This window comes from Bailinhaonella thermotolerans (assembly GCF_003594875.1).
Classification (GTDB): Bacteria; Actinomycetota; Actinomycetes; order Streptosporangiales; family Streptosporangiaceae; genus Bailinhaonella; species Bailinhaonella thermotolerans.
On the sequence record NZ_QZEY01000005.1, the window covers coordinates 303,822 to 330,352 of the forward strand.

A 26,531-nucleotide genomic window follows, 5' to 3' on the forward strand; every position below is an offset into this window, starting at 1 on the left:
ACCCCCGAGCCCTGGTGGACGCGCCTCCCTCCCCCGGCTCCGGAGCGTCCTCGCAACCTCGTGATCGCTCCTGGTCTCAGTTTTGGTCTCAGTTGCCCTTCGCGGAGGGCATTCCGGCCTCCGCGTCGGCGCCGCCGCCCGCATTCCAGAGCAGCGCGTCCACCCGCTTGGCCACCCCCGACCGCAGGGTGTCGGTGACGTGTTGGTAGCGCCGCGCCATCGCCGTACTGGACCAGCCCATGATGGACATCACGGTCCGCTCGGGCACTTCGAGGATCAGCAGGACCGTGGCGGCGGTGTGCCGGGCGTCATGCAGCCGCCCGTCTCGGATCCCGGCGGCCTCCAACAGAGCCTTCCATTGGTGGTAGTCGGTGTTGGGGTTCAGCGCCGTGCCGTCCGGCTTGGTGAAGACCCATCCCTCGTCACTCCAGAGCTGGCGCGCCTTCTCGCGCTCGGCGTCCTGCTCCTCCTTATGCGCGCGCAGGAGTGTGACGAGCTGGTCGGGGAGCCCGATCGTGCGTCGCCCGGCTCGCGACTTCGTCTTGTCGACGTCCGGGTTGGTACGTACCTTCTCCGGGCAGTAACCGGCCTTCTTTCCCCAGGTGTCCTCGCACCCGTGCGCGTACTTCGGCCGGCGCCGGCTCTGACGGACCCAGAGGATGCCGCGCTCCAGGTCCACATCACCCCAAGTCAGGCCCAAGACCTCGCCCTGACGCAAACCGAGAGCTAGCGATAGGGCTCACCGTGCGCTGTCCGTCCGCCCGCCCACCACCGAAGAGGTCGAGATCCTCGAACTCCCCGAAGAGATCCCGGTAATCCGCCAGTTCCGCGTCATCCACTCCCACGACCGCCCCGTCGAGGCCTCCATCCTCGTCAAGGGCGGCCACCTGTACGAACTCCTCTACCACCGGCCAATCGCGTAGCGACCGCCCGAAATGATGGGACCAGGCTTTTTCCCGGATCCCGGAAAAGCCTGGTCACCACGGCATTGGAACGCTCAGCCGCTAGCCGGCGGCGTGGGGATTACTCCGCATAGATAGGCGGACTCCTCCAAGATTTGGGGAGTGAGCTTGATGCCCGTGAGGTGCTCGATCAAGGCGAATCCCGCCCCCTTGTAGAGCTCACACTCATAGTCGCGGTCGATTCGCTCCATGGTCTCCACAAGCTCAGCGGGAACCTCCGAGAAGCCGTCTTGGGCCCAGAAGGCGAACCGGATCTCCCCGTCCTCCACCCAGCGGAACTCCTCCAGGCCCTTGAGGTCGAGGTGGTAGAGGGAGACCAGACGGGTGCTCTCCGACAGCGGCACGATGAACTCGTCGTCGGCACCTAGCCAACTGTTGTACTGCGCCACGAACGCCCAATCACCGACGCTCGTGACCGCGACAGTCTCCGTGTTGTAGCCGTAGCGGTCACCGGCGGCGATCGACTCATCCAACGTCATCCAGGAGAAGTCCTCCGCCCGGCCGCCCATCCGGGCTACGAGCTGCTCGGGTGTGAACCCGCGAACGAAGATGAAGCTGTAAGCCTCCGCCAAGCCAAGGGAGTGCCTCTCGGTGAACCAGGCGTACTCGCCAGGGGTCGCAATCATTCACCGATCGTGACAGAGCCCACCGACACATCACTCCGAAGACCCACCCGCGCGCAGACGTTGTCATGGCGGACGCTTCGCTATCGCCCACTGAGCTCGCGCTGATGGCGCCGCGGGGGCAAAGCCGACATCTACGCTGATCCTCAGGGTTTCGGCTTCAGGCCGCGGGTTCCTTGGTCGGAGTGTTGATCAGGTTTCGTATCGGATGGAGGGAGGCCGTAGAGAAGGGCAGCGGCGTCACCGACGTCGTTCAGGCCCTCTTGCAACGCCAGCCCGGTCGCGTCCGCTTGGGCCGAAAGTTCTTCGATCTGAGCAACGGCCTGCCTGTCATCCATGCCCATCGAGCGGCGGTAGGCATGTCCGCCGCGCGTACCCGGGCGGCGTAGGTCTCAAGTGCCCTGACCCGTGCGGCCACTCCGGCGTGCCCCTCCTCGTTCTCGTTCCCACTGGCCGCTCGGCTCGGTCGATGGGCCCGGGATAGCGAGAGGTTTCGGAGTCGTCGGGATATGTCCCATTCCTGACGTGGGAGCTCTACCTGGTTTTGGACCGTGTCGAGCATGCCTGCCGTGTTCACGTCCGAGTCGAGCACGACGTCGATGGCTTGCTGTGCGCGGGTGACCAGGGCTCGCTCCGCGCGTCCCCCAGGTCGTCGGGGCCGATGTACCGGCCGTGTGCTTCCCGCAAGACCCTGTCCGCGCGGCTCTCTCCGAACCGGACGCCGGTGAGCAGTACGGCCAGGCCGTACAGCAGGGGCAGCACGAGCGCCGCCAGGGCTGCGGCCAGGAGACCATCGTGCAGCCAGCCGAGGACCGTCGCGAGCCCGCCCACATCGAGAGTCAGCCAGAGGTCCGCCGGGTTGACGGTCCTGGGGCTCCCCGTTTTGTGAGACCCGGCGGAACCCACCCGGCAGCCATGGGCCCCGAGACGAATTCCGCATGCGCGATGCCGTGCCATGTGCTCAGAATTCTGCGAGCCAGGCGGGCTTGTCGAGGTGGGCAGGGGTCAGGTGTACACCGGTGACGTGCTCGGCGAGGATGAGCGCCTTCGGGATCGCGTCCTCGTCCGGCTCATCCTCCGAGGTCGGCACCATGCCCACGGCGCTCATGGCATCGGCGATCGCGTCGGGATCAGCGCCCTCGCGGTCGCCGGGATACGCCGGGTCGAAGAAGACGATGACCTCGCCGTCGGCGGCGTAGGAGAAATCCCAGTCAGCGCTGACGGCGGACACCCGCGCGGTCGTCGTGCCCGGCGAAAGCCGCCGCGTCATCTCAACGTCATCCAGAGCGAAGAACGCGTTCTCGAACAACACGCACCCTCCGTCGGCCGCGAAGGCGACGATGAAACCTTCATCCTGCTGAGCCACACCGCCGTACCGCGGATCCGCCGCGCCCAGTCGCCGCAGCGCCTCCTCGGGCGCGAGCCCCCGAACGAACCTGACGATGAGTACGGTGAAGTCGCTGTCGTCCGTGAACTCCTCCAGCAACCAGCCGTAACCGTCGCCTGGATTCTCCATCGACGATCACTCTCTTCCGCGCTCAGACTTCGGTGATGATCTCAGGCGCCTCTGCACAACCGATGACCGGGTACGAACGTGCACCTCCCAAGCCCCCCAGAAGCGCGGCGGATCTTGGATACGTGGTCTCAGTTTTGGTCTCATTCACGGCCGTTCACAGGCGTTCGGAAACGGGTATACGGAGCGCGTTCCTGTGGGTGGGGACCGTCACGATCAAGGGCAAACGATGATCCACAGTCTTGGAAAGCGTGTTGGGGGCAACCCCTCGCGAGTTCGAATCTCGCATCCTCCGCGCAAGGTTGAGGCAGTACCCGAGGGCCCGGATCGCTTACCCACGATCCGGGCCCTCGGTCTTTTCCGGCTCAGCCTGGGCTTCTCGCGACCCGCCCACAAGTGTCGCCGCATCCGTGGGCGTACTTCGGCCGCTGGCGTCCGCGCCGTACCCTCAGTGTGCGCCTATGGAGATCCACGTCCGACCAGCGCTCGTCTCATCAGCGAGACAAGGGACAGGGGGTAGCAGGAGCCGGGCGAGGCTCAGCAGGGAACGTCCCTCTGCCCGGCGGTCTTCATTCGCACTGGTCGCACTCGAACACACTCCACCCTAGAAGCCAAGGATGCAGCTACGCTTCCTCGTGATCGCCCCGGGAACGGACAACGACCACTGCCCGGCCATGCAGGTAGACGAGAAGACCGGTGACCTGGTGCTCGTGGGTGAGACGGTCACCGACCCCAACGACCTGGCTCAACTTCAGGAGAGCAGCGGGATCAGCCCGAACGAGTCGGGAGTTCGTGTCCCGGCCCGCATGAGGAAGCTCATCCTGGAGGCGCTGCGTGAACTCGAAGACGATCCCACCGTTCCCTGAGCTGATCGCGGGTACGGCTCGCAGTGCCGTGCACCTGGAGATGCGCGACACCTACGTTCCCCAGGACCCGGGCTTCCGCCGCTGGCTGGAGACCGGCAACCTCGATCACTACGACTTCACCAAGTGGCGGCGGACCATCGGGGACGCCGTAGGTCGCGGCGTCCGGTTCCGCAGGGCTCGTATCGTGTCCGAGCCGGTAACCGACTACATCAGGTACGAACACGTGCTCACCGCGCGGAACAACATCGCGGCAGGCGAGCAGGTCCGGTGGCTGCCCCGGCGCCTGGCGTCCGATCTGACCCTTCCCGGTAACGACTTCTGGGTGTTCGACGACCGGCTCGTACGGTTCCACCACTTCGCCGGTGACGGCTCCATCGTGGAGGACGAGCTGCGCGACGAACCCGAGGTCATCCGGCTCTGCCTGACCGCCTTCGAGGCCGTCTGGGAGCGGGCGATCGATCACGCGGAGTACGAGCTGTCCGAGAGCTGAAGCAGGCCCGTCCTATGCCCACCCCGCCCACGTCGTCTATCCAGGAGTCCCGCCGGGCGCTCGCTGATCGGCTTCGGGCGATCCGCGAGGACGCGGGACTGACGGCGATCGCCCTTGCCCGGGCGGCGGGGTGGGAACGGACGAAGATCTCCAAGATCGAGCACGCGGCCCGGCCGCCCTCCGTCTCCGACATCCGCGTCCGGTGCCGGTGTGCGGCGCTGGGGAGCAGGCTGACGACCTCGTGGCCACGTCGCGCGCCGTCGCGAGCGCCTACGTCGAATGGAAGCGTCAGCAGCGCACCGGCCTGCGGAAGCTCCAGGAGAACCGGCTTCCGCTGTACGAGCGGACGGCGCACATGCGCGCCTACTGCTCCCAGGTGATCCCCGGCCTGTTCCAGACCTGCTCACGGTCATGAACCTGCGGTCGGTGAGCCTCGGCGTGATCCCTCTCGACATCACCCGGAGCCTGCATGTCGTCCACAACTTCACGATCTTCGACCGTGAGCAGGTCAGCGTGGAGCTGGTGAGCGCCGCCGTCACGGTGACCGCCCCGAGCGAGATCGCGCGCTATGAGCGGGAGTTCGACCGCCTCGCCGGCATGGCCGTACATCGCGCGAAGGCCCGGGCACTGATCAGAAAAGCCCAGGTCAGGCACTAGAGCTGAAAGTCGTGCGCCGCATCTCGCCACACTCGTTGAGCTGGGATTTCCGGCCTTCCTAGCGTCTCTGCCATGACGAGAGGCCGGATGACCAGGTCAAGCCGGGCGTGCGAGCGCGCGGGGACGCTTCCGGAGCGCCAGCTACGCGCCGCCCGTGCCGCCGAGCGGTTGCGCGTCGAACTGACCGAGGGGCACGGCATCACGGCGAGGGTGCATGAGGGGTACGGCATCGCCATGCTCTGGGCCGGCCCCACCGCCGAGGTCGTCGTCTGGACCGATGGGCAGTGGTTCCGCTGGTGGACCGGGCGGCTGACGAGGACGGGCGGCAAGGTCTACGCCAGCGGCACCTGCGACAACCCCGCCACGATCGCGCGGCGCGTGAGCCTGCGTTACACGGACCTGTCGGCGAAGCAGGCCGGGCCGGGGAACGAGCTGCGGACGGTCGCGGGATGAAGAAGCTCACGTGGGAACAGCTCGTCGCGCAGTACGAGTGCCGATGGGAGTTCGACCGCCTGTACGGCTTCAGCGCGGTCCGCAAGCACGGCCCTTCGCGAGAGGCGGAGGCCCGGGGCCAGGAGAAGGTGCTCCTGGCCGAATCGGTGGAGGAACTGGCCATCAAGCTCCGCAAACAGGAGGCCCTGATCGGTCACCCCCTGGGCGAGCTCCCGCCGTACTTCTTCGTCTCGACCCGCCCCGCCACCGCACCGGGGACGACCGCCAGCGCCCAGAGACCCGCGCCCAACGTCGTGGAATTGCCCCGACGGCGCGCGTCGTAGGCGCGAGGCATGCAGCCCCCTTACCCTCATCGTTCACAGAACCGCGCGCCGCTCAGAGGGGGCATGGAGGGCTTGACCCGCATGTCCTGGTGTCTGTCTAGCCGCAGACTCCCAGAGCTCGTAAAGAGCGACTGAAGGGCTTCCCTGGTCGGGTGGTTCCTCCGGAGGAGGGGTTCGAGTTGCGTATCTACGCCGACCTGGGGAGGCGAGACACCCAAGATCATCCGTTGCTGGGCAAGGATTGATCGCATGAGCGAGGATGATGTCGGCCCCCTGTCGGACCACGAGTTCCACACCCTTGTGGATCTGCTCCGCAGGTACGGCGAGCATGACCTTGATCAGTTCGCGCTGTGGCGATTGGGCACCACCTACGGCGAGGTCTATGTCAGCGTCAGCCGATCTCTCATCCCAGGTACCTCATCCCAGACATATCTTGATCTGGACGAGTGGAGGAAGGCTCGTGGCTGAGCGTTTCGCCGTCCTGGGCTCCCGGCCACTGACCGGTGACCGCCTATTGCTGATCCTTCCCAACGACGAGTCCGTCCTTGTCGCCCCCGGCACGACCGACGCCGAGCTTCTGGCGCGGTACCGGCTCGACCGGGTGGTGCGCCTGCCACCGACCGGTTTCTGCGCCACGATCAACCTCGACGGCCCACTCTCCGGGCGGACCGGCTACGGCATCAACGAACTCGGTCACCAAGTCACGCAAGTCCTGCGGCCCGGTCCCGCGGCACCGACCGCAACCTACGAAGTCGTCACCCTCAGCCGAGATGGCCGGCCGGCCGAGCTCCGCTACATCCCCAGTGAACAGACGGGGGGCTGACCTGGGGACTCATGGAGCGTTAACGATGGGCCTCGCACTCTGGGGGCGCTTCGCGGGGTTCGCGGAGTGTGGTCCAGCGAAGGAGGTACGGCATGCGCTCTTCGAAGGTGGTCTCCGTGCTCGCCCTGGTGGCGGCGCTCGTCGGCACAGTGGCGTCAGCGCCTGCGGCCGGCGCGGCGGCCAGGTCCACGACGTGCCGGGTGACGCTCTACGACCTCGACGCGGTCAACGTGGGCGAATCCGACGGCAGGGACGAGTTCCAGCTTCTGGTCGACAGCTACTTCTATCCCAACGGCTGGGTCGGGATGCGGGCCCGCGACGACGCGGACCCGGTCCACTTCGACAACGTGAGCACCACGATCGGCACCACCGGGATCGAGTCCTTCGCCCTGCGCGAGGTCACCCCGCCCATCCTCGGGAGCGGCACGAGCTACGGCGCGATCTCCGCGTACGGCGGCACGTGCGCCACCCTCTCCAGGGGGCAGGACCACATCTACCGGGAGATCCTCTCCGGCTACGACGAGACGTACTACGAGTACGAGATCGCGATCAAGATGACGGGGCTGTAGGCCCCGGCTTCGCGGAGGCCCCACGCCGCCGGGGGCTGACGCCCTTCGCGCGGGTGCGGGTGGGCGACGGCGCGGCGGTGGGATGCGCCGCGCTGGGGGATCCGCGAGGAGACGACATCCGAGGGCCCGGATCGCTTACCCACGATCCGGGCCCTCGGTCTTTTCCGGCTCGGTGCCTGTCGTTCTCGGACTTCTCTTCCGCGGGCTCTCGCCGTTCCCGGCCTCCGGCGAGGTCTGGGGGCGTCGGTCAGGCGGGGGCGTCGGTCAGGCGGCGGAGGGTGAAGGGCTCGGCGAGGATCTCGTCCAGGACCTTGGCGATCCGCTCGAAGTGGGGCAGGGAGAAGTGGTACTCCAGGGCCGCGGCGTCGGCCCACTCCTCGACGATGATCATGCGGTCGGGGCGGTTCGGGTCGGTGTAGGGCTGGTAGGCGACGCAGCCCTCCTCGGCGAGGGAGGGGGCGATCATGGCGTTCAGCTCGTCGCGCAGCCGCTGCTCCTGGCCGGGCTTGGCGACGAAACCGGCGACGATGGTGAGGGTGCTCGACATGGTGGGGCTCCTGACTGTGCTCGATGTCGGTGTTCGTGCTCTCGAACGAGGTCCATCTTGCGAGGCCGGCTCGGCGACACCCAGAGCTCTGTTCGGCCGGGGCCCGGCCTGCCTGGGTCTGACAGGACCAGGCAGGGCATGACGCCGGCCGCCGATACTGGAGGTCATGGACCGCGAACAGCAGCTCAGTGAGTTCCTCAAGAGCCGGCGTGCCCGGCTGAGCCCCGAGGAGGGCGCGGCGGGCAACTTCGGTGGGCAGCGGCGGGTGCCGGGCCTGCGCCGGGAGGAGCTGGCGCTGCTGGCCGGGGTGAGCGTCGACTACTACACCCGGCTGGAACAGGGCCGGGCCCGCAACGTGTCTCCCGACGTGCTGGACGCGGTCGCCACCGCGCTCCGCCTCGACCCCGACGAGCGCGAGCACCTGCACAACCTCGCCAAGCCCCCGGCCGCCCGCAGACGCCCCGCCCGCCCGCAACGGGTCGGCGCCGAACTCCGCCAGGCCCTGGACGCCCTCACCGGTGTCCCCGCCTACATCGTCGGGCGCCGCCTGGACATCCTGGCCTGGAACGAGCTCGCGCGGCGGCTGATCGCCGACTTCCCCGCCCTCCCCGCCGCCGAGCGCAACATGGCGCGCCTGGTCTTCCTCGACGAGGCGGCCAGGGACCTCTACCCCGACTGGGAGACCAAGGCCCGTGACACGGTCTCCAACCTGCGCTTCGACGCCGGGCGTCACCCCGACGACCCGGCGCTCGCCACGCTGGTGGGCGAGCTGTCCCTGCACAGCGCCGACTTCCGCCGGCTGTGGGCCGACCACAACGTCCGCGGCAAGACGCGCGGCCGCAAGCGCTTCGCCCACCCCCGGCTCGGCGAACTCGCCCTGGACTACGTCGCCATGCGCGCCCCCGACGACCCCGACATGACGATGATGATCTACAGCGCCCCCGTCGGCTCCGACGCCGCGACCAGCCTCCACCTGCTGGCCAGCCTCGCCGCCCCCACGCCTGACGCGGCCGCCCCCCAGACCCCCGCCCGCGCCTGAGCCCGGGCCGCCGGGCATGCGGCTCCGGGAGGCGCCGGTTCGCCCGTACGCCTCCCGGAGTGGGCCGCCGTGCCGTACGCCTAGGGGGTCAGGGAGGGGCGGTGGGACGGGAAGGCGTGGGCGCGGGCGGCCAGGACGACCAGGAGGACCGGGATCGCCAGGACCGGGACGCTCCAGGGGAGGGCCATCGGGCCGAGGGCGTCGAGGAGGACGCCGCCGACGACTCCACCGCCGGCCATCGCGACGTTCCAGAGGGTGACGAGCATGGCCTGCGCGGCGTCGGCGGACTCGCCGCCCGCGTCTCCGGCCGCCGTCTGGAGGAGGGTGGGGACGCCGCCCCAGCCCAGGCCCCACAGGGCCGCGGTCAGGTAGACGGCCGCGGGGCTGCCGGACAGCAGCGCGAGGCCGGCCGCCGCCGCGCCGACCAGGACGGTCGCGGCGATGGTGAGGGCGCGCAGGTGCCGGTTGATCTGGGCGCCGACGATCCAGATGCTCGCCAGGGACGCGATGCCGAAGACCAGGAGGACCAGGTCGGTGGAGCCGCCCATGCCGATCCGGTCCAGGAAGGCGGCGACGTAGGCGTACAGGATGGTGTGGGCCAGGACGAAGACCAGGGTGACGAACAGGACCGGGGTCACTCCGGGCACGGCGAGCGCGCGCAGCATGGGCGGCCTGCCCTGGGCGGTCTGCCCCGGGTAGTCGGGCACGGCCGCGGTTATCCACGCGAGCAGGACGACGGTGAGCCCGGTCATGATCCAGAAGGCGGCCTGCCAGCCGAGGACCTGGCCGACGAAGGTGCCCGCGGGCACGCCGAGGGACAGCGCGATCGGGATCCCGGCCATGGCGATCGCGATGGCCCTGCCCTGGAGGTGGACGGGGGCCATGCGGCGGGCGTACCCGGCCAGCAGCGCCCAGGCCAGGCCCGCGGCCACCCCGGCGACGAACCGCGCTCCCATCGTCAGCAGGTAGTTCGAGGAGACCGCGGTGACCGTGTTGGCCACGGCGAAGCCCGCCATCGCGGTCAGCAGGAGGCGCTTGCGCCGCCAGCCGGACGTGGCGGCGGTCAGCGGGATCGCGGTGAGGGCCGTCCCGATCGCGTAGATCGTCACGGTCTGGCCGGTCGCGGACTCGCTGACGCCCAGGTCGGCGCTCATGCCGGGCAGCACGCCGGCGGGCAGGGTCTCGGTCAGGCTGGTGATGAAGACGGCCGTGCTCAGGGCCAGCAGCGCGGACATCGGCAGCTTCCGGTCCGGGCGCGGGGGCGCTTCAGCCTGCAAGGTGCTACTCATGGCGAAATCTCCAGAATCTCGGCGAGACATGCGAATCAGGGAGACGTGTGGATCAGGGAGACGTGCGGATCAGGGCGACGGGTGAACCAGGGCGTGCCGGCCAGGGCGGGTGAACCGGGGCGGGTGACCCGGGAACTGCCGGTCAGGGACCGAACCGGGCGAGACCGCCGTCCACGGGCAGCCGCGCGCCGGTCGTGAACGTGGCGTCGGCGGCGAGGAACAGGGCCGCCCGCGCCACCTCCTCCGCCGAGCCGCTGCGCCCCATGGGCGTACGGCTGTCGCCCGCGCGGTCCTCCGGCGGCAGGGGGACGCCGGCGATGGAGCCGGGGGCGACGGCGTTGACCCGGATCCCCCGGTCGAGGAGCTCGGCCGACAGCGACTGCGCGAACGACCACAACGCGGACTTGGTCATGGCGTAGACGCCCAGCCCGGGCAGGTGCTCGGCGCAGGTGGTGAAGACGATCGCGCCGCCGTGCCCGATCAGCGGGAGGAGGGCCTGCACGGCGAAGTACGCGCCCTTGGTGTTGAGCGCGAACTGCTCGTCGTACTCCGCCTCGGTGACCTCCTCGGTGGGCGCGGGCAGCCCGACGGAGGTGTTGACGAACAGGTAGTCCACCCGGCCGAACCGCTCCCCGACGGCGGCGGCCAGCGCGCGGCCCTCCGCCGGGCCCACGGGGTCGGGACCGGCGACGTGGGCGCAGGAGGAGCCGAGCTCGGCGGCGGCGCGCGCGGGGTCGTCGCCGGTCAGCGACACCTCCGCGCCGCCTTCCACGAGCCGCTTGGCGATCGCCAGGCCGATGCCCGCCGTACCGCCGAGGATCACGGCTCGCTTCCCCGAGTACCTGGCCACTGTCCGCTCCCTCCGATGTCCGGTTCCGGGATCACGGTGACCCGAGGGGCTTCGGAGGGGCTGACGGTTCACTGATGAGGCATGTGTACGGTTTGTCCATGCGGTTCGGGGTGCTGGGTCCACTGGCGGCGTGGGACGCCGACGGAGAGCCGATCCGCGTGCGCGAGGCCAAGGTCCGGGCGCTCCTCGCCGACCTGCTGGTCCACGAGGGCCGCCCCGTCTCCGCCGACCGCCTCGTGGACGACCTGTGGGGCGACGAGCCGCCGGGGAACCCCGCCAACGCCCTGCAGGCCAAGGTCTCCCAGCTCCGCCGCGCCCTCGGCCGCGATCGCGTGCTCTTCCGGCCCGGGGGTTACCTGCTCCGCCTGGACGACGCCGAGGTGGACGCGCGGCTTTTCCACTCCCTGGTGAGCGAGGCCCGCCTGCTGGAAGACCCGGCCGCCCGCGCCGAACACCTCACCCGGGCCCTGGCGCTCTGGCGCGGCCCCGCGTACGCCGACTTCGCGGACGAGGAGTTCGCCCGCGCCGCCGTGCACCGCCTGACCGAGCAGCGCCTCGCCGTGCTGGAGGAGCAGGCCGAGGCCCGGCTGGAGGCCGGCGAGCTGACCCTGCTGACCGGCGAGCTCGCGGACCTGGTGACCCGGTACCCGCTGCGCGAGCGCCTGCGCGCCGTCCACATGCGCGCCCTCTACCTGGCCGGCCGCCAGTCCGAGGCGCTGGCCTCCTTCGCCGACCTCCGCGACCGCCTCGCCGACGAGCTGGGCCTCGACCCCGGTCCGGCCCTGACGGCCCTCCACGAGGCCATCCTCCGCCAGGACGAATCCCTCACCCCGCCCCACCGCGCCCCCGCGGCAGGGCACGTCGCGGCCGGCGCCGCGCCCTCGGCGCTTCCCGCACCCGATCCCGTACGGCCCCAGGCGGACGCGGCGGACGCCGTACGGCCCGAGGTGACATCGCCCCGGGCGGACGCCGTACGGCCCCAGGCGGGCGAGCCTGGGAAGGAGGCGGCGGCGGGGGGCTCCGGAGGGGGCAGGGGCCGGTCGAACCTGCCCGTCGCGCTGAGCGGGCTGGTGGGGCGGGAGCGGGCGGTCGGCGAGGTGCGGGAGTCGCTGCGGCGGGCGCGGATCGTCACGCTCGCGGGGCCCGGCGGCGTGGGCAAGACGCGGCTCGCGATGGAGGCGGCCTCGCGGATGGCCGGGGAGGGGTTCCCCGACGGAGTCTGGCTGGTCGAGCTCGCGGGACAGCGCGGCGGGATCGACGAGCTGGCCCAGGTGGTCGCCGCCGTGCTCGGGATCCGCGAGGACGCGCCCTCGGGGGTGAGCGGCCTCGCCGCGCCCGTGCCGCCCGCGGAACGGCTCTCGGCGGCGCTGCGCGACCGGCGGGCGCTGCTCGTGCTGGACAACTGCGAACACGTGATCGAGGCGGCGGCGGAGCTGGCCGAGCGGGTGCTGCGGGCCGCGCCGGAGGTCCGGGTGCTGGCCACCAGCCAGGAGCCGCTGTGCCTGGAGGGCGAGACCGTCTTCCCCGTGGAGCCGCTGCCGCCCGCCGACGCCGTACGGCTGTTCGCCGAGCGGGCGGCCGCCGCGGCGCCCGGGTTCTCGCTGGACGACGACCGGGAGGCCGTCGAGGAGATCTGCCGGCGGCTGGACGGGATCCCGCTGGCGCTGGAGCTGGCGGCCACGCGGATGCGGACGCTGGGCGCGCGGGAGCTGGCGGCGCGGCTCGGCGACCGGTTCCGGGTGCTCACGGCCGGGCGGCGGGGCGCGCCCGCGCGGCAGCAGACGCTGCGGGCGATGATCGACTGGAGCTGGGAGCTGCTCAGCGCGCCGGAGCGGATCGTGCTGCGGCGGCTCGCCGTGCACGACGACGGATGCTCGCTGGACGCGGCCGAGGCCGTGTGCGCGGGCGACGGGGTGGCCCGCGAGGAGGTGCTCGACCTGGTCACCCGGCTCGTGGACCGCTCGCTCGTGGTCATGGTGGACGGGCCCGCGGGGCCGAGGTACCGGCTGCTGGAGTCCGTCGCGGCGTACGCGATGGAGCGCCTGCACGAGATGGAGGACCTGGCCGGGGTCCGCGACCGGCACCTGCGCTACTACCTCGACCTGGCCGAACGCGCCGAGCCGCACCTGCGGGACGGCGGCCAGCGCGCCTGGCTCGCCCGGCTCGACGCCGACTCCGCCAACCTGCGCTCGGCCCTCGACGAGGCGCTGCGGCGGGCGGACCCCGGCCACGCCGTACGGCTGGCGAGCGCGCTCTCCTGGTGGTGGCTGCTGCGCGGGCGGCTCACCGAGGCCCGCCGGGCGCTCGCGGCGGTGCTCGGCATCGTGCCCGACGCGGCCGAGCTCCGGGTGCTGCACAACGCGTTCGCGCTGATCACCGGCGACCGGACCACGACCGGTGACTGCCCGCAGGACGGGATCGCCGACCCGCTGCGGCGGGGGCGGGCGGTGTGGCTGTACGCCTACGGGCTGTTCTCCGCCGGGGACCCCGCGGGCAGCGAGGAGATCAACGCACGCGCGCTCGACCTGTTCGCCGGGGACGCCTGGGGGACGGCGGCGGCGCTGGCGCTGCGGGCGACCCAGGCGCTGGTCCGGGGCGACCTGCGGACCGTCGAGCGGGACGGGCCGCGCGCCGCCGAGCTCTTCCGCGAGCTGGGAGACCGCTGGGGCGAGCTCCAGACCGTGCAGCCGCTGGCCGCCCGCGCCGAGATCCTCGGCGACTACGAGGAGGCCGAGCGCCGCCACCACGACGGGCTGCGCATCGCTCGCGAACTCGGCCTGGAGACGGAGGTCTCGGCCCGCCTGTCCGGCCTCGGCCGCCTGGCCCTCCTCGCCCGCGACTGGGACCGCGCCAGCGACCTGCACGAGCGCGCCCGGCGGCTGGCGGTCGAGCAGGGCTACGTCTACGGCGAGGTCCACGCGGTGATGGGCCTGGCGCTGGGCGCCCGACGTTCCGGCGACCTCGACGCGGCCGAACGGCACCTGGCGCACATCCGCGATCATTACGCCGCCATCTCCTCGCCCGCGGGCGACCATCTCCGTCACGCCGAGCTCGGCTTCATCCACGAGCTGCGCGGCGACCGGGACGGGGCCGCGGCCCACCACCTCCTGAGCCTGCGGGTCGCCCGCGCCATCGCCGAGCCCCGCGCCCTCGCCCTCTCCCTGGAGGGCCTGGCCGGCGCCGCCGCCCTCGCCGGGCCCGAGACCCTCGCCGGGTCACGGTCCGGCGCCGAGCTCGCGGCGCTCCTCCTCGGGGCCGCCGACGCCGCCCGGCGCGGCGTGGGCGCCCCGCTCCCCCCGGGCGAACGCCGCGACGTGGACCGCGTCACCGCCGCCGCGACCGCCGTGCTGGGGTCTGACTCCTTCGCCGCGTCCTTCCGCGAGGGCGCCGCGCTCCCCGCCGCCGAAGCGGCGGACCTCGCCGAGGCGTACCTCTCCCCCGGCGAACGCCTTCCCGAAGACCTCCCGTGATCTTGCGATTCCGCACCCGGCCCGACACCACCTGACGCGTGCCGTGGAGTCGGCGTAGGCGCGGAATCGCAAGATCACGGGCGAGGAGGGGACCGGTTTCACACGGGCAGCAGCCCGGCGGCACGCGCCGGGCGACAGCCGTACGGCACCAGGGGCGTCAGCCGTACGGGCGGGGGCGACAGCCGTACGGGCGGGGGCGTCAGCGGGGCGTCAGGGGGGCCGAAGCGGGGGGAGGGAGTGTGATCCGTGTCGGCGGGAGTCACCCGGGACTGAGATCACACGACAGGAGTGCGAGATGAGCGAGTACGCGGACGTCGAGGTCGGGGGCTTCGGCGGGGGGATCGCGGGACGGGTGTTCGAGCCGGTCAGGGTCGGGGCGCTGCGGCTGGAGAACCGGCTGGTGATGGCGCCGATGACGCGGAACCGGGCCTCGGCGGACGGGGTGCCCGGCGCCCTGATGGCCGAGTACTACGCGCAGCGGGCCTCGGCGGGACTGATCATCGCGGAGGCGACGACGCCGAACCTCGTGGGCCAGACGTATCCCAACATCCCCGGCATCTACACGAAGGAGCAGGTGGCGGGCTGGCGGCAGGTGACGGACGCGGTGCACGAGGCGGGGGGCCGCCTCTACCTCCAGCTTCAGCACGGCGGGCGCATCGGCCACCCCGAGACGACCGGCCTTCACCCGGTCGCGCCCTCGCCGATCGCGTTGCCGGGCACGATCCACACTCCGGCGGGTTCGCGGGACACGGTGGTCCCGCGCGAGATGACCACCGACGAGATCCGGCGGACGGTCGAGGACTTCGCGGCCGCCGCCCGCAACGCGATCGAGGCCGGCTTCGACGGCGTGGAGGTCCACGGCGCGAACGGCTACCTGATCCACCAGTTCCTGTCGAACCACACCAACCGGCGCACCGACGAGTACGGCGGCGCGGTGGTCAACCGGATCCGCTTCGCCCTGGAGGTGGTCCGCGCGGTGGCCGCCGAGATCGGCCCAGAGCGGGTGGGCCTGCGCATCGCCCCCGGCGTCACCGCCAACGCGATGCAGGAGGACGACGTCGAGGCCGTCTACCCGGCCCTGGTCGGCGAGCTGGCCGATGAGGGCCTGGCGTACCTCCACGTGGTCTTCGCCGACCCCGGCAGCGACCTCTTCCACCGGATCCGCGCCCTGTGGCCGGCCGCCCTCATCACCAACCCGCGCCTCCCCTGGCCCGGCCGGCTTCCGTCCGACGGCGGCCGCCCCGAGATCGAGGCCCTGCTGGCCGCGGGCGCCGACCTCGTCGCCCTGGGCCGCGCCTTCCTGGCCAACCCCGACCTCCCCGCCCGCCTCCTCGCCGGCGCGCCCCTCAACGCCATCAGGGAAGAGCACTGGTACGGCGGCACGGAGATCGGCTACACCGACTACCCCGTCCTCACCGGCGACTCCGCGCCCGCCCGGCTCGAACCCGCCCTCGCCTGACCGCGAGCCCGGGGACTCCACGAGCCCGGGGACTCCACGAGTCCGGGAATCCGCGAGTCCGGGACCGCGCGAGCTCGCGAGAGCCGTACCGACGACCTGACCTGCCGCCTCGCTAAAACTGAACCGGGTTTGCTTTCGTACCGGGTTCAGGTTTAGCGTGGCGGCATGACGGGGTTGCGGGAGCGGAAGAAGGAGTTGGCTCGGCGGCGGATCGCCGAGGTGGCGCTGCGGTTGTTCACCGAGCGAGGGTTCGACGCGGTGACCGTGAACGAGGTGGCGGAGGCCGCCGGGGTGGCGAAGGTGACCCTGTTCAAGTACTTCCCGTCGAAGGAGGCGCTGGTCCTCGACGGGGTGGGCGGCGAGGATCTGGCCGGCGTCGTGACGGGCCGGCGGGCCGGGACCTCCCCCGCCGGGGCGCTGCGGGAGCACTATCGCGCCTTCGCCGCCGCACCCGTCGTCGAGGACCCGGCGGCCCTGGTCGCGCGGATGAAGGTGATCTTCGCGAGCCCGGCGCTCTCCGAGGCGGCCAACGCGCTGCTCTACCGGCAGCGGCGGGAGCTGGCCCGGGCGCTGGCCGAGGAGTGGGACGCGCGGGTCGCCGAGTTCGCGGCGGCGCAGATCGCGGCCGTCGTGCTGACGCTTCAGGAGGGCTTCTTCCGCCGGCTCGCGGACGGCGCGCCGGTCGAGGAGGCGGGCCGCGGCCTGGCCCGGGATGTGGAAGTGGCGTTCGACCTGCTGGAGCACGGCCTGCCGGCACAACGGCCGCGGGAGCGGGAGTCACCGGAGGAACGCGGACTCCCGGAGCCGCCGCAGCGGCGGGAGCGGCCGGATCGGGGGGAAACGCCGGAGCTGCCGGAGCTTCCGGAGCCTTCGGACCTGCCGGAGCTTCCGGAGCCTTCGGACCTGCCGGAGCTTTCGGAAGACGGATCGGAGCGGTGAGCGATGCGGGCGCTGGGGATCAACTACGACACCGGGTTCCTGCCGGGAGACGGGATCTCGCGGAGGGTGTTCGACCCGGCCGACGTGCGGCGGGACATGGACGTCATCGCGAACACCCTGCACTGCGACGTGGTGCGCGTGTCGGGGCGTGAGCCGGAGCGGCTGTCGCTCGCGGCCGGGATCGCGGCGGAGGCCGGCCTGGAGGTGTGGTTCGCGCCGTTCCCCGTGGACCTGGACGCGGAGGCGATGGCCGAGGTGTTCGCCGACTGCGCGCGGCGGGCCGAGGCCGTACGGCGAAGCGGGGCCGAGGTGGTCTTCGTGACCGGCTGCGAGATCAGCGCGTTCGGGACCGGGTTCATCCCCGGTGAGACGTATGCCGACCGGATGACCGCGATGGCCACCGCTGACCTGGAGTGGTGGAGCTCCCTGGGCCCGGTGATCGAGCGGCTGAACGGGTTCCTCGCGGAGGCCGTGAGCCTAGTCAGGGGCGAGTTCGGCGGCCGCGTCACGTACGCCTCGGGGCCGTGGGAGTGGATCGACTGGACGCCGTTCGACATCGTCGGCGTGGACGCCTACCGGGCCGCCTACAACGCGGCGGGCTTCCGCGACGAGATGCGCGGCCACTTCCGGCACGGGAAGCCGGTCGCGGTGACCGAGTTCGGCACCTGCCCCTACGCGGGCGCGTCGGACCTGGGCGGCATGGCCTGGAACGTCCCGGAAGGCGCCGTCCCCGACGAGGACGAGCAGGTCCGCTACCTGGGCGCACTCCTCGACGTCTTCGAGGAGGAGGGCGTGGACACGGCGCTGTGGTTCACCTTCGCCGGTTTCACCCGGTTCGGTCCCGCCGATCTCGGCTCCTACGGCGTCGTCACCATGCGCGACGAGACCCGCTGGGAACCGCGCGAGGTCTTCCACGCCATGGCCGCCCGCTACGCCGCCGCCCACCGCACCCCTTGATTCGACCCGCCGCCCGGTCTCCGTCAGGGGCGGCGGGCCCTCGCCGTACGGCCCGGGGCGTGGTCCGCGGGCGGTCCCGGCGTTACCGGGAGAGGGTGCCGGCTTGGGCGTTCCCGCAGGATATTCCGGGTGAAAGAGGGGCGGGCCGGGCGGGGCGGCGGTTAGCGGGCGGCTGACGGGGAACGGTCGCGAACGTCGGCAGGGGTCCGGCGGGGAGGCCGTGAATGGACTTCAGGGACGAGGCGAACCTCGACGCCTCGCAGGTGGAGACCGGTGGTGGTGGCAGCCGGATCCCCGGTGGCGGGCTGGCCATCGGGGGCGGCGCGGCGGGGATCATCGCGCTCATCGCGGCGCTGATCTTCGGCGTGAACCCGGGCGACATGCTCGGGCGGGACACCCCGAGCGGGGTCCAGCCGACCTCGAACCTGTCGCAGCGGTGCCGCACCGGGGCCGACGCCGACCAGGTCGAGGAGTGCCGGGTCGTGGGCGTGGTGAACAGCATCCAGGAGTACTGGGAGGGCGCGTTCGAGCGGCGCGGCCGCGAGGCGTACACCCAGGCCAGGACGCGGCTCTTCCAGCAGCAGGTGCAGACCGCCTGCGGGACGGCCACCTCTGCGGTCGGGCCGTTCTACTGCCCCGGCGACCAGCGCGTCTATCTGGACCTGGGGTTCTTCGACGAGCTCCAGAGCCAGTTCGGCGCCAAGGGCGGGCCGTTCGCGCAGGCGTACGTGATCGCGCACGAGTACGGCCACCACGTGCAGAACCTCCTCGGCACGATGAACCAGGTCGGCAACGACCGGGAGGGCCCCACCAGCGGGTCCGTGCGGCTGGAGCTCCAGGCCGACTGCTACGCCGGGGTGTGGACGAAGAACGCCGTGAACACCGGGTTCTACGCCCAGCCGTTCACGAGGCAGGACATCCAGGAGGCGCTGGACGCGGCGGCGGCCGTGGGCGACGACCGGATCCAGGAGCGGGCGCGCGGGCGCGTGGACCCCGAGGCGTTCACGCACGGCACGTCCGAACAGCGGACGAAATGGTTCACGACGGGCTACGAGAGCGGCGACCCGGCCCGCTGCGACACCTTCTCGGGCGCCATCTGACATACCCGCCCGACCAGGGGAGATGTCCATGAGGCGGGCGCGTGTCCGATTTCTCTTCTAAAATGGGCGCGTGATCTTCAAGTCTGTCGGCGACGAGCGGCCCTATCCGGAGCACGGCCTGTCCTCCCGGGACTGGGCGCGCATCCCGCCCCGGCAGGTCCGGCTGGACGAGCTGATCACGACGAAGGCCGTTCTCGACCTGCACTCCCTGCTCGCCCGCGACTCCACGTTCTACGGCGACCTGTTCCCGCACGTCGTGCAGTGGCACGGCGAGCTCTACCTGGAGGACGGCCTGCACCGGGCGCTGCGCTCGGCCCTGCACCAGCGCTCCGTCCTGCACGCCCGCGTCCTGGAACTCGACGCCTGACCCGCCCCTTTCCCTTCGCCCGCCGTACGGCCTGAGCCTGCGGGCCCGTCCGCACCGCCTCGCCGTACGGGCTTCGCGCGGGCGGTCAGCACTCCACGGCTTCGCGGGGGCGGTCAGCGCCTCCACTGGATGGAGGAGGTCTCGTCGTTCATGGCGCGGCCGATGTAAGCGGTGCTCGGCAGGTAGTCGCGGAGCGCTCCCTCAAGTCCGGCGTCCTCCCAGTGGCGGGCGCGGCAGCCGGAGAACGTCGCGAACGAGGAGAAGCGGTCGTTCCATTCGGTGCCGCCGAGATTTCCGAAGTCCCAGACCGTGCCGGACTCGCAACCGTGCGGAGCCACCACGGCCAGCGACGTCCCGCGGAAATCGCGGTGCTCGAATTCGATGCCGATCACCGTCTCGGCGGCGGCCAGCGCCTGGGCGTTTCCCTTCTTGTCGGCCGCCGCGTTGAGCCGCCTGGCGAAACCGGAGTCGCGCGCCGCCGCCGCCGCGTCCGCCGGGGCGTTGGCCACCCGGCCGGCCGTCGCGTCGGCGATCGCCTTGGGGAACGTGTCGTAGCAGGTCACGGCCGATCTCGCAGCGCCCTGCGACAGGTGCGCCACGCAGTGCCGGTCCTGCGACGCGGCCGAGTGCGCGGCGGTCGTGGGGGCGAGCGCGAACAGCGGAAGCACCGCGGCCGCCGCGGCGAGGAGCCGCTTTCTCCGGCGTCTCACGTCGGCCATGAAGACCACACCTCCCGCTCGGCGGGAATCAGACGGCAGGAAATCACACGGTCTGAATACCGAAACATTCACCCCGACGGCTGTCAAGAAGAATTCAAGCCCGGCGGTAAGACCCTATCCGCGCGGCTTGCTCACCTTCACCTCGTCCAGGCTCACCTTGAGCGCGGAGTCCCCGGCCTTCCGGTCGAGGTGCAGGCCGATGCCCGGATAACCGGCGGCCTGCATGCCGCGGGCGCCGTCCTTCCCGGTCGCCTGCCAGGCCGGTTCGGGCGTCCCGTCGGCCCAGACCTTGGCGCGCAGCGTGGTCGGCCCCGACCCGACCGCCTGCGCGCGGACGCGGAGCCTCCCCGTCGAGGCCACTCCGGGCACCGTGCGCCACGCGGCGATGACCGTCCGCTCGCCGGCGGTGTCCACGTGCTCCAGTTGGAGCGTGACGGCGCCGCCGGGCGCGAGCGTCACCACGGCCTTGTAGAGGCCGCCGGCGTCCACCCGGCGCGGGACCGCGACGACGTACAGCTCGGCCGGCGGCGCCTTGCCGGCCCGCACGGCGAACGCGATGTCGGTGTCCTTCGCGATCACTTCGCCGAGGTAGGCCCGGCCGTCGCTCGGGCCCCCTCGCATGAGGACGTGCGCGGCGCCGCCGCTCACCGAGTAGGCGCTCACCGGCTCCCCGTTCACCCAGGCGCCACCCGTCTCGGCCCGGCCGAAGCCGCCGGTGACCTGCCGGTCGAAGGTGTCGGCCGCCAGGACCCCCGGGGGAGTCCGGTTCGCTCCCTCCGGACGGGTGGGCGTCGGCTTCGCCGCGTCCGTCTGGTTCGTCTGGTTCGCTTCGTTCGCCTGGTTCGCCTGGTTCGCCGGGGACCGTCCGGCCAGCGGCGACGGGCCGTTCGCGTCGCCGCCGCTGTTCGCCCACACGACCACGCCGCCCGCGACCAGCAGCGCCCCGGCCGCCGCCGACGCCACCAGCGCGCGCCGCCGGCCGCGCGCCCGCCGCCGGACCTCCCTCGTGACGCCGGCGCGCCCGTCGCCCGGGTGCCCCCCACCCGTGTGCCCGTCGCCCGTGTGCCCGTCGCCCGTGCCGCGCCCGCCGTACGACGGGGTCGGCGCGCCCGGCCCGCCGCCGGGGAGCCCGGGGACGCCCGGGCCGGGTCGCACCGGCGCACCCGGGACGCTCCCGGACACACCCGCCGTACCGGCCGCGATCCCACGCGAGCCGCCCGCCGCGCCGGCAGTACCGGCCGCGAACCCGTGCGAGCCGCCCTGCGCGCCCGCCGTATCGGCCGTGAACTCGTGCGAGCTTCCCGGCGGGCCCGCCGTACCGGCCGTGAACTCGTGCGAGCTTCCCGGCGGGCCCGCCGTACCGGCCGCGAGCCCGGGTGGGCCGCCGGGCGCGCCCGGGAGCCCCGCCGCGCCCGGGACCGTTCCGGCGGTGGCCAGGCCGGACGGGTCGATCAGGCGGACGAGGATCTGGTGCGCGGTCGGCCGGGCGGCGGGGTCCTTGGCCAGGGCCCCGGCGACCACGTCGCGCACCTGCGGCGGCACCGCCGCCAGGTCCGGCTCGTGCCCCACGATCCGCGAGATCACCGCCGGGATGGTCTCGGCGGAGAACGGCGACCGCCCCGACGCCGCGAACACCATCGTGGCCGCCCACGCGAACACGTCGGAGGCGGGCGAGGCCGGATGCCCGGCGATCTGCTCCGGGGCCAGGTACGCCGGGGTGCCGATCACCCCGGAGGTCAGCGTGCTCACGTCGGGCCGCTGCGCGATCCCGAAGTCCACCACGCGCGGCCCGTCCGGCCCCAGCAGCACGTTCCCCGGCTTGAAGTCGCGGTGCACCACGCCCGCCGAGTGGATGGCCACCAGCGCGGTCACCGTCCCCACGAACAGCCGCTCCAGCTCGCCGCCGGCCACCGGCCCCCGCTCGCGCACGCGCTCGGCCAGCGACGGCCCGTCCACGAACTCGCTCACGACGTACGGCCGGGGCCCGTCGAGCGAGGACGCGAGGACCCGGGCGGTGCAGAACGAGGCGACGCTCTGGACCGCCGCGAGCTCCCGCGCCAGCCGGGTCCGCGACTCCCGGTCCCCGTGCAGCAGGACCTTCACGGCCACGGGCTCGCCGCCGGGCGCGTGCGCGAGGTAGACGATCCCCTGCCCGCCCGAGCCCAGCCGCCCCGCCACGATGTAGTCGCCGAACCGCCCGGGATCGCCGGGCTCCAGAGGGTCAGCCATGCCGTCTACCGTACTGATCTTCACAACCCGGCCGAGACCGGCGCCGGGCAGCACCCGTGGGTCCCGGACCACGGGCGCGCGGGACCGCGCCGCCTGGTCAGTGAACGTGATCCGGACCACAATGGAAACGCGCGAAACCCTCGCCGGCCGGAGGTACGCGTCGTGTCCGATCTCCCCGTGGTCCCCGACCCCGCGCCCGTCCCGGACAGGCGGAGGAGCGCCGTCGCCCGCCGCGGCGGCGGGCCCGCGCCGATCCACGAGGCCGGTCGCCTGGAACTGGCCCCGGGCCCGCTCCGCCACGACCACCTCAAGACCATCGGCGAGCGGGCGAAGACGCGGCTGGAGGCGCACGCGGGACGGATCGTGGACTGGTACGCCGCCAAGGCGCCCGACGATCCCTACGGGCGCGCGTACGCGGTGGTCTTCGGGGAGCGCGCGCTGTGCTTCGCCCGCCCCCGGGTGCGCGAGGGGCGGCGTGTCTACGCGGTGTCCGCCTACGTCCTGGACCCCGATTCGCACAAGCGGGTCGAGATCGTCCACGCGCCGGGGGCCGCCGCCGCGCCGGCGGGGGCCTGGGTGCCGGGGGGAGGCCACCGGATCCTGGGGCTGCGCACCGACGCCTACGAGGTCCTCGGAACCCTGCCGCCCCGGGCTCAGGAGCTGTTGCAGGCGCCGTTCCTGGCCGGCCAGTCCGTCCACGACTGCGACTGGTACTACGAGGGGTACCGGGACTACCTCGAGATGTTCATGATCTACCTGGCCGGCCGCCAGGACGTGACCGTGCTGTGCGGCAGCCGGAAGATCCCTCCCGGGCACTCCGAGGCCGACGCGCACTGGCGGGCCGTCTGCCACCGGGCCAAGGTGGCGCAGCGGATCGGGACGTAGTCCGTGCGGGACCCCTTCCGCGACCTGCGCGGCCAGAACGCCTACGACCTGCTCGGCGTGCCGGCCGACAGCACCGCGGACGTGATCGACCGGGCGTTCCGCGCCCAATTGCAGGTGTGGCATCCGGACAAGCAGTCCAGCGAGATCGCGCGCAGGGCGGCCGACGAGCGGACCCGGCTGCTCACCGTGGCGCGTGAGGTGCTGCGCCGGCACCGCGCCGAGTACGACGCCTACCTGCGGGAGGCCGCCGCCGGGCCCGGCGCCGCCGAGCCGGAGGAGATCGTCGATGATCCGTGGAGCGAGGCCGACCTCGGCAGGTGGCGCGAGGAGCCCCGGTTCCAGGCCGGTCCCGGCCTGTACCACCCCGACCCGCACTCGTGGCCGGCGCACGAGCCGCCGGAGGATCTCTGGAGGCGGAACCGCACGTTCACCGGCGGCCCTTACGGCGACGCGCCCGAGGACGCCGGCGGGACGCTCCGCGACCCGTGGAACGAACCCGCGAGCGACCCGTGGAACGAACCCGCCGGCGACCCGTGGGCGGACGCCGACCCGGGGCTGCCCGCCTGGGCGCCGACCGCCCCTCCCCCGGGGCCGCCCCAGCCGCCGCCGCGAGTCGCTCCGACGCCGCGGCCCCTTCCCGCGAGCTCCGCCGGGTGCGGCTGCGCGTTCGCCGTACTGCTCATCGCCGCCCTGATCGTCGCGGGCGTCGTCGTCCTCATGGAGAGAGTCCCGAAGATCCCCGCCGAGATGGCCGGCGAGTGGCGGGGAGTCGGCTTGATGACGGCCCGGGATTGCGGCTTCTTCGACGCCCCCGCCCGATCCGGCTGCGGCCGGAAGAAGCACCTGATCCGGTTGTCGCTCCGCGCGGGCGCGGACGAGGCCGTGGTGGTTCTTCCGCTCGCCTGCAGGAGCACGGCCGAGGTGCGGGAGCAGCAGGGCCGGACGGTGACCTTGGAGCCCCTCGGTGAGTGCCCCGACGGGTCGCTCACCTTCAGGCTCGACCGGCCCGGGACCGGCTCGGCCGAGCTCCGCACCGCGTCCGGCCCCGTCCCGATGCGCCGGGTGGACCCGGGCGAGCGCCTGCGGATCCCCCGGCAGATGGAGGGCCGGTGGCGGTGGGGCGACGTGGAACTCCTCCTCGACGACGAGCGCGGCGACCGGAACGCCGACCCGGCCGGGGACCGGGTGGGCGTCGCCCGGCACCGCCCCGGCGTGCGCTGCACGGTGGTGGCCATATCGGTCAAGGACCGGACCGCCACGCTGCTGAGCGGCGGTGGCTGCGGTCTCCCCGGAGACTGGCGGGTGACCCTCTCCCGCCCCGGTTCCCTGACCGCCACCTTCACGGCGCACCTCGATCCCGAGGACGGCTTCCGCGGCAAGCGCTTCAAACCCGCCGATTGACCTGGCCGGCCGTACGGCCCCGCCCGGCGGGACCACCCGGCGGCCGCTAGGCGGCGGGAGCGGTCTCCGGCGTCCGCGCCGTACGGCGGGCCGCCGTGATCAGCATCGCCGCCGGGACCCACACCACGATGAACGGGCTCGGCTCCAGGAGCAGGGCGCCCGCCGTACCCCACAGGCCCACCGTCCAGCCGGTGAACGCGGGCGGGACGACGCCCCGGCGGTCCATCGCCAGGACCAGGGCGCCCACCAGGCTCAGCGGCACGGCGAAGCTGCCCAGCGTGAGCCAGAACGCGCCCGTCGCCGGGGTCAGCTCGGCGATCCCGTGCCGGGGGAACCACAGCTCCCCCGCCAGCCAGGACGGCACATGGCCCAGGTTCGGCAGGGCCGTCGTGACGAGGTGCAGCAGCCCCAGGAAGACGATGATTCGGCCCGCCCACTTGACCATGTCGGCTCCTTCGCCAGATATGGAACTACGAGTTTCGGAACTACTGGTTCCATATACTGACGCCATGAGCAGCCCGAAGCAAGCCGGCGGCCGCCCCCGCGACTCCCGGGTGGATCACGCGATCACCCGCGCCACGCGCGAACTGCTGGCCGAGGCGGGGTACGCCGGGATCACCGTGGACGCGGTCGCCGAGCGCGCGGGCATCGGCAAGGCGGCCATCTACCGGCGGTACGCCGGCAAGCAGGAGATGGTCTTCGCCGCCGCCGTCCACGACATGTCCATCGCGCCGCCCCCGGACCAGGGCTCCCTCCGCGCCGACCTCGCCGCGCTGGCCCGCGACATCGCCGAGAGCCTGTCCGCGCCCGGAGCCCCCACCCTGCTGGGCCTGTTCGCCGACGTCAGTTCCGACGAGGCCGCCCTCACCCGCATCCGCGACACGTTCCTGGAGCGGGAGCGCGCCTGCGTCGCCGAGGTCCTGGACCGCGCCGCCCGCCGCGGCGAGCTCACGTCCCACCCCGGCCTGACCCCGGTCCACGCCCTGCTGACCGGCCCGATCCTCACCTGGCTCCTGGCCCTCCGCCACACCGACACCGGCGACCTGGACACCTTCGTCACCACCCTCGCCGACCTCCTCACCAAGGCCCTCACCAGCCCCTGACCCCGGCTCACCGACAGCACGCGGGGCCGGCCCCTGGTGGGGGCCGGCCCCGCGAGTTCGCCGGTGGACGCGGAATCGAGGTTCGGGCCGCCGTGAGATCACGTGACCGGTCGGCGCCGGACGGCTCAGGCGGCGTCGAGGGACTCGGTGATCTTGCGGGCCATCTCGGCCATGGTGGGGCTGGGCGCGCCCTTGTGGGGGCGGGTCGCGGCCTCGACGGCGATCAGGACGGTGCGGCGGAAGTTGTCGGCCTCGGCCGGGTCCTGGGCGTTCAGCAGGCGCGTGGACTCCGTCAGGGCCGGCAGCACCAGGTCGGCGAGGGCGGCGGTGGTCTTGGCGTTCAGGCCCTTGGGGGCCTTGGCCAGCACATGCCCGACCACCCCGGTCGCCGAGGTCAGGGCGATGGAGCCCTCGGTGGCGGCCTTGTGCGGAGACCCGGCCACCCCGGCGGCGGTCATCAGCGAGACGGCGCCCCAGGCGGCGATGCGGAGGGTCTGCTGGTCCTGGTCGTTGAGGGTGACGGACATGTCGGTGTGCTCCTTCGCGTGGTCCCGGTCCGCACTCGCGAACCGCTCATGGACCAACCATCGCGAACCCCGCTGACACCGGGCCGTCGCCGCCCTGACGTGACCCCTGACAAGCGCCCGGCCCCTCCCGCGCTCCGGGCCCGCCCTCCGAGGCCCGCCCACGAGGAGACCCACCCGCGTCGCCGAGGGCCCGGACGAGGCGGACCGGGGCCGAACAGCGCGAAGGGCCGCTCCCAGGAGGGAACGGCCCTGCGTCATGCCTTGCGGCTGTGGCGGTGGAGGTGGGATTTGAACCCACGGAAGGTTGCCCTTCACACGCTTTCGAGGCGTGCGCCCTCGGCCACTAGGCGACTCCACCGTCGAGCAGCCTA

General features: G+C 72.5%; 31 protein-coding genes, 1 tRNA gene and 1 pseudogene. 20 read left to right on the plus strand and 13 right to left on the minus strand.

The window, feature by feature from the left end; genetic code table 11:
• Positions 1–88 precede the first annotated feature (88 nt).
• The 5 genes from D5H75_RS16755 to D5H75_RS16770 all read right to left on the minus strand — a co-directional run bounded on the left by D5H75_RS16755 (position 89) and on the right by D5H75_RS16770 (position 3,101).
• Positions 89–679, minus strand: a complete 591-nt coding sequence (locus D5H75_RS16755; RefSeq protein WP_242454282.1) for a tyrosine-type recombinase/integrase — start codon at positions 677–679, stop codon at positions 89–91.
• A 318-nt stretch (positions 680–997) separates the two neighbouring features.
• Positions 998–1,588 (minus strand): DUF6461 domain-containing protein, encoded by a 591-nt coding sequence (locus D5H75_RS16760; protein WP_119927393.1) that lies wholly within the window; start codon positions 1,586–1,588, stop codon positions 998–1,000.
• A 143-nt stretch (positions 1,589–1,731) separates the two neighbouring features.
• A complete protein-coding gene (locus tag D5H75_RS40895) occupies positions 1,732–1,929 on the minus strand; it encodes a hypothetical protein (protein WP_147425184.1) in 198 nt (65 codons plus the stop codon).
• A gap of 229 nt (positions 1,930–2,158) precedes the next feature.
• On the minus strand, positions 2,159–2,416 hold the full coding sequence (locus D5H75_RS16765; RefSeq protein ID WP_119927394.1) for a hypothetical protein: 258 nt from the start codon (positions 2,414–2,416) through the stop codon (positions 2,159–2,161).
• Positions 2,417–2,546: 130 nt separating this feature from the next.
• Positions 2,547–3,101 carry a DUF6461 domain-containing protein gene (locus tag D5H75_RS16770; protein ID WP_119927395.1) on the minus strand — a complete coding sequence of 185 codons (555 nt, stop codon included), beginning with the start codon at positions 3,099–3,101 and terminating at the stop codon, positions 2,547–2,549.
• Between the two features lie 614 nt (positions 3,102–3,715).
• On the opposite strand from D5H75_RS16770, the gene D5H75_RS16775 reads away from it, so the two are divergent.
• From D5H75_RS16775 to D5H75_RS16810, 10 genes and pseudogenes are all read left to right on the plus strand, one after another.
• Positions 3,716–3,964 carry a hypothetical protein gene (locus D5H75_RS16775; protein WP_119927396.1) on the plus strand — a complete coding sequence of 83 codons (249 nt, stop codon included), beginning with the start codon at positions 3,716–3,718 and terminating at the stop codon, positions 3,962–3,964.
• Positions 3,933–4,454, plus strand: a complete 522-nt coding sequence (locus D5H75_RS16780) for a DUF6879 family protein (protein ID WP_119927397.1) — start codon at positions 3,933–3,935, stop codon at positions 4,452–4,454. Before D5H75_RS16775 ends, D5H75_RS16780 begins: the two co-directional genes overlap by 32 nt.
• A gap of 14 nt (positions 4,455–4,468) precedes the next feature.
• Positions 4,469–4,603 (plus strand): annotated as a pseudogene (locus D5H75_RS43125) (helix-turn-helix domain-containing protein); the annotation flags it as partial.
• A 92-nt stretch (positions 4,604–4,695) separates the two neighbouring features.
• The gene (locus D5H75_RS43130) at positions 4,696–4,869 is read left to right on the plus strand and encodes a hypothetical protein (protein WP_242454323.1); all 174 of its coding nucleotides are present in this window, start codon (positions 4,696–4,698) and stop codon (positions 4,867–4,869) included.
• Positions 4,866–5,111, plus strand: a complete 246-nt coding sequence (locus D5H75_RS43135) for a Scr1 family TA system antitoxin-like transcriptional regulator (protein ID WP_242454283.1) — start codon at positions 4,866–4,868, stop codon at positions 5,109–5,111. The genes D5H75_RS43130 and D5H75_RS43135 overlap by 4 nt, the downstream gene beginning before the upstream one ends.
• A gap of 72 nt (positions 5,112–5,183) precedes the next feature.
• Positions 5,184–5,564, plus strand: a complete 381-nt coding sequence (locus D5H75_RS16790) for a hypothetical protein (RefSeq protein WP_147425185.1) — start codon at positions 5,184–5,186, stop codon at positions 5,562–5,564.
• Positions 5,561–5,887, plus strand: a complete 327-nt coding sequence (locus D5H75_RS16795) for a hypothetical protein (RefSeq protein WP_119927399.1) — start codon at positions 5,561–5,563, stop codon at positions 5,885–5,887. The genes D5H75_RS16790 and D5H75_RS16795 overlap by 4 nt, the downstream gene beginning before the upstream one ends.
• Positions 5,888–6,136: 249 nt before the next feature.
• Positions 6,137–6,355 carry a hypothetical protein gene (locus tag D5H75_RS16800; protein ID WP_119927400.1) on the plus strand — a complete coding sequence of 73 codons (219 nt, stop codon included), beginning with the start codon at positions 6,137–6,139 and terminating at the stop codon, positions 6,353–6,355.
• Positions 6,348–6,710, plus strand: a complete 363-nt coding sequence (locus D5H75_RS16805) for a hypothetical protein (protein WP_119927401.1) — start codon at positions 6,348–6,350, stop codon at positions 6,708–6,710. Before D5H75_RS16800 ends, D5H75_RS16805 begins: the two co-directional genes overlap by 8 nt.
• Before the next feature lie 92 nt (positions 6,711–6,802).
• Positions 6,803–7,279 (plus strand): hypothetical protein, encoded by a 477-nt coding sequence (locus D5H75_RS16810; RefSeq protein ID WP_119927402.1) that lies wholly within the window; start codon positions 6,803–6,805, stop codon positions 7,277–7,279.
• 247 nt (positions 7,280–7,526) lie between these two features.
• On the opposite strand, the gene D5H75_RS16815 is transcribed toward D5H75_RS16810, so the two are convergent.
• The gene (locus tag D5H75_RS16815) at positions 7,527–7,826 is read right to left on the minus strand and encodes a putative quinol monooxygenase (RefSeq protein ID WP_119927403.1); all 300 of its coding nucleotides are present in this window, start codon (positions 7,824–7,826) and stop codon (positions 7,527–7,529) included.
• Positions 7,827–7,992: 166 nt separating this feature from the next.
• On the opposite strand from D5H75_RS16815, the gene D5H75_RS16820 reads away from it, so the two are divergent.
• On the plus strand, positions 7,993–8,865 hold the full coding sequence (locus D5H75_RS16820) for a helix-turn-helix domain-containing protein (protein ID WP_119927404.1): 873 nt from the start codon (positions 7,993–7,995) through the stop codon (positions 8,863–8,865).
• A gap of 80 nt (positions 8,866–8,945) precedes the next feature.
• Here D5H75_RS16820 and D5H75_RS16825 read toward each other — a convergent pair whose 3' ends face one another.
• Entirely contained in the window at positions 8,946–10,154 is a 1,209-nt protein-coding gene (locus D5H75_RS16825; RefSeq protein ID WP_202638228.1) for an MFS transporter, read from the minus strand.
• 142 nt (positions 10,155–10,296) lie between these two features.
• A complete protein-coding gene (locus D5H75_RS16830) occupies positions 10,297–11,004 on the minus strand; it encodes an SDR family oxidoreductase (RefSeq protein ID WP_119927406.1) in 708 nt (235 codons plus the stop codon).
• A 98-nt stretch (positions 11,005–11,102) separates the two neighbouring features.
• Here D5H75_RS16830 and D5H75_RS16835 point away from each other — a divergent pair, with 98 nt between their 5' ends.
• The 6 genes from D5H75_RS16835 to D5H75_RS16865 all read left to right on the plus strand — a co-directional run bounded on the left by D5H75_RS16835 (position 11,103) and on the right by D5H75_RS16865 (position 19,296).
• Positions 11,103–14,474, plus strand: a complete 3,372-nt coding sequence (locus D5H75_RS16835) for an AfsR/SARP family transcriptional regulator (protein WP_119927407.1) — start codon at positions 11,103–11,105, stop codon at positions 14,472–14,474.
• Positions 14,475–14,769: 295 nt separating this feature from the next.
• Positions 14,770–15,933, plus strand: coding sequence for an alkene reductase (locus tag D5H75_RS16840; protein WP_119927408.1), 1,164 nt, complete (start codon positions 14,770–14,772; stop codon positions 15,931–15,933).
• A 165-nt stretch (positions 15,934–16,098) separates the two neighbouring features.
• Positions 16,099–16,872 (plus strand): TetR family transcriptional regulator, encoded by a 774-nt coding sequence (locus D5H75_RS16845; protein ID WP_202638229.1) that lies wholly within the window; start codon positions 16,099–16,101, stop codon positions 16,870–16,872.
• Positions 16,873–16,875: 3 nt separating this feature from the next.
• Positions 16,876–17,829, plus strand: a complete 954-nt coding sequence (locus tag D5H75_RS16855) for a hypothetical protein (RefSeq protein ID WP_119927409.1) — start codon at positions 16,876–16,878, stop codon at positions 17,827–17,829.
• 224 nt (positions 17,830–18,053) lie between these two features.
• On the plus strand, positions 18,054–18,929 hold the full coding sequence (gene ypfJ / locus D5H75_RS16860) for a KPN_02809 family neutral zinc metallopeptidase (protein ID WP_119927410.1): 876 nt from the start codon (positions 18,054–18,056) through the stop codon (positions 18,927–18,929).
• Positions 18,930–18,999: 70 nt separating this feature from the next.
• Positions 19,000–19,296, plus strand: coding sequence for a type II toxin-antitoxin system VapB family antitoxin (locus D5H75_RS16865; RefSeq protein ID WP_119927411.1), 297 nt, complete (start codon positions 19,000–19,002; stop codon positions 19,294–19,296).
• A 113-nt stretch (positions 19,297–19,409) separates the two neighbouring features.
• Here the strand turns inward: D5H75_RS16865 and D5H75_RS16870 are convergent, their stop codons facing one another.
• Together D5H75_RS16870 and D5H75_RS41615 are read right to left on the minus strand one after the other, a co-directional pair.
• Complete coding sequence (locus tag D5H75_RS16870; RefSeq protein ID WP_147425186.1) at positions 19,410–20,015, minus strand: hypothetical protein; 606 nt, start codon at positions 20,013–20,015, stop codon at positions 19,410–19,412.
• Between the two features lie 114 nt (positions 20,016–20,129).
• A complete protein-coding gene (locus D5H75_RS41615; RefSeq protein ID WP_202638230.1) occupies positions 20,130–22,244 on the minus strand; it encodes a serine/threonine-protein kinase in 2,115 nt (704 codons plus the stop codon).
• A 162-nt stretch (positions 22,245–22,406) separates the two neighbouring features.
• On the opposite strand from D5H75_RS41615, the gene D5H75_RS16880 reads away from it, so the two are divergent.
• Both D5H75_RS16880 and D5H75_RS16885 read left to right on the plus strand, forming a co-directional pair.
• The gene (locus tag D5H75_RS16880; RefSeq protein ID WP_147425187.1) at positions 22,407–23,129 is read left to right on the plus strand and encodes a hypothetical protein; all 723 of its coding nucleotides are present in this window, start codon (positions 22,407–22,409) and stop codon (positions 23,127–23,129) included.
• Positions 23,130–23,132: 3 nt separating this feature from the next.
• A complete protein-coding gene (locus D5H75_RS16885; protein WP_119927414.1) occupies positions 23,133–24,530 on the plus strand; it encodes a J domain-containing protein in 1,398 nt (465 codons plus the stop codon).
• 46 nt (positions 24,531–24,576) lie between these two features.
• Here the strand turns inward: D5H75_RS16885 and D5H75_RS16890 are convergent, their stop codons facing one another.
• Entirely contained in the window at positions 24,577–24,975 is a 399-nt protein-coding gene (locus D5H75_RS16890; protein ID WP_119927415.1) for a hypothetical protein, read from the minus strand.
• Positions 24,976–25,039: 64 nt separating this feature from the next.
• Here D5H75_RS16890 and D5H75_RS16895 point away from each other — a divergent pair, with 64 nt between their 5' ends.
• Positions 25,040–25,633, plus strand: a complete 594-nt coding sequence (locus D5H75_RS16895; protein ID WP_202638231.1) for a TetR/AcrR family transcriptional regulator — start codon at positions 25,040–25,042, stop codon at positions 25,631–25,633.
• Positions 25,634–25,758: 125 nt separating this feature from the next.
• On the opposite strand, the gene D5H75_RS16900 is transcribed toward D5H75_RS16895, so the two are convergent.
• Positions 25,759–26,160 (minus strand): hypothetical protein, encoded by a 402-nt coding sequence (locus D5H75_RS16900; RefSeq protein WP_119927416.1) that lies wholly within the window; start codon positions 26,158–26,160, stop codon positions 25,759–25,761.
• Between the two features lie 270 nt (positions 26,161–26,430).
• Positions 26,431–26,518: transfer RNA gene (locus D5H75_RS16905), tRNA-Ser, on the minus strand.
• Positions 26,519–26,531 lie beyond the last annotated feature (13 nt).

Coding starts and splice junctions, on each gene's coding strand:
- D5H75_RS16890 (WP_119927415.1), bottom strand. CDS start 24,975: ATGGTCAAGTGGGCGGGCCGAATCATCGTCTTCCTGGGGCTGCTGCAC.
- D5H75_RS16795 (WP_119927399.1), top strand. CDS start 5,561: ATGAAGAAGCTCACGTGGGAACAGCTCGTCGCGCAGTACGAGTGCCGA.
- D5H75_RS16840 (WP_119927408.1), top strand. CDS start 14,770: ATGAGCGAGTACGCGGACGTCGAGGTCGGGGGCTTCGGCGGGGGGATC.
- D5H75_RS16825 (WP_202638228.1), bottom strand. CDS start 10,154: ATGAGTAGCACCTTGCAGGCTGAAGCGCCCCCGCGCCCGGACCGGAAG.
- D5H75_RS16800 (WP_119927400.1), top strand. CDS start 6,137: ATGAGCGAGGATGATGTCGGCCCCCTGTCGGACCACGAGTTCCACACC.
- D5H75_RS41615 (WP_202638230.1), bottom strand. CDS start 22,244: ATGGCTGACCCTCTGGAGCCCGGCGATCCCGGGCGGTTCGGCGACTAC.
- D5H75_RS16810 (WP_119927402.1), top strand. CDS start 6,803: ATGCGCTCTTCGAAGGTGGTCTCCGTGCTCGCCCTGGTGGCGGCGCTC.
- D5H75_RS16870 (WP_147425186.1), bottom strand. CDS start 20,015: ATGGCCGACGTGAGACGCCGGAGAAAGCGGCTCCTCGCCGCGGCGGCC.
- ypfJ (WP_119927410.1), top strand. CDS start 18,054: ATGGACTTCAGGGACGAGGCGAACCTCGACGCCTCGCAGGTGGAGACC.
- D5H75_RS16895 (WP_202638231.1), top strand. CDS start 25,040: ATGAGCAGCCCGAAGCAAGCCGGCGGCCGCCCCCGCGACTCCCGGGTG.
- D5H75_RS16855 (WP_119927409.1), top strand. CDS start 16,876: ATGCGGGCGCTGGGGATCAACTACGACACCGGGTTCCTGCCGGGAGAC.
- D5H75_RS16835 (WP_119927407.1), top strand. CDS start 11,103: ATGCGGTTCGGGGTGCTGGGTCCACTGGCGGCGTGGGACGCCGACGGA.
- D5H75_RS16775 (WP_119927396.1), top strand. CDS start 3,716: ATGCAGCTACGCTTCCTCGTGATCGCCCCGGGAACGGACAACGACCAC.
- D5H75_RS43135 (WP_242454283.1), top strand. CDS start 4,866: ATGAACCTGCGGTCGGTGAGCCTCGGCGTGATCCCTCTCGACATCACC.
- D5H75_RS16760 (WP_119927393.1), bottom strand. CDS start 1,588: ATGATTGCGACCCCTGGCGAGTACGCCTGGTTCACCGAGAGGCACTCC.
- D5H75_RS16845 (WP_202638229.1), top strand. CDS start 16,099: ATGACGGGGTTGCGGGAGCGGAAGAAGGAGTTGGCTCGGCGGCGGATC.
- D5H75_RS16790 (WP_147425185.1), top strand. CDS start 5,184: ATGACGAGAGGCCGGATGACCAGGTCAAGCCGGGCGTGCGAGCGCGCG.
- D5H75_RS40895 (WP_147425184.1), bottom strand. CDS start 1,929: ATGGGCATGGATGACAGGCAGGCCGTTGCTCAGATCGAAGAACTTTCG.
- D5H75_RS16900 (WP_119927416.1), bottom strand. CDS start 26,160: ATGTCCGTCACCCTCAACGACCAGGACCAGCAGACCCTCCGCATCGCC.
- D5H75_RS16815 (WP_119927403.1), bottom strand. CDS start 7,826: ATGTCGAGCACCCTCACCATCGTCGCCGGTTTCGTCGCCAAGCCCGGC.
- D5H75_RS16820 (WP_119927404.1), top strand. CDS start 7,993: ATGGACCGCGAACAGCAGCTCAGTGAGTTCCTCAAGAGCCGGCGTGCC.
- D5H75_RS16770 (WP_119927395.1), bottom strand. CDS start 3,101: ATGGAGAATCCAGGCGACGGTTACGGCTGGTTGCTGGAGGAGTTCACG.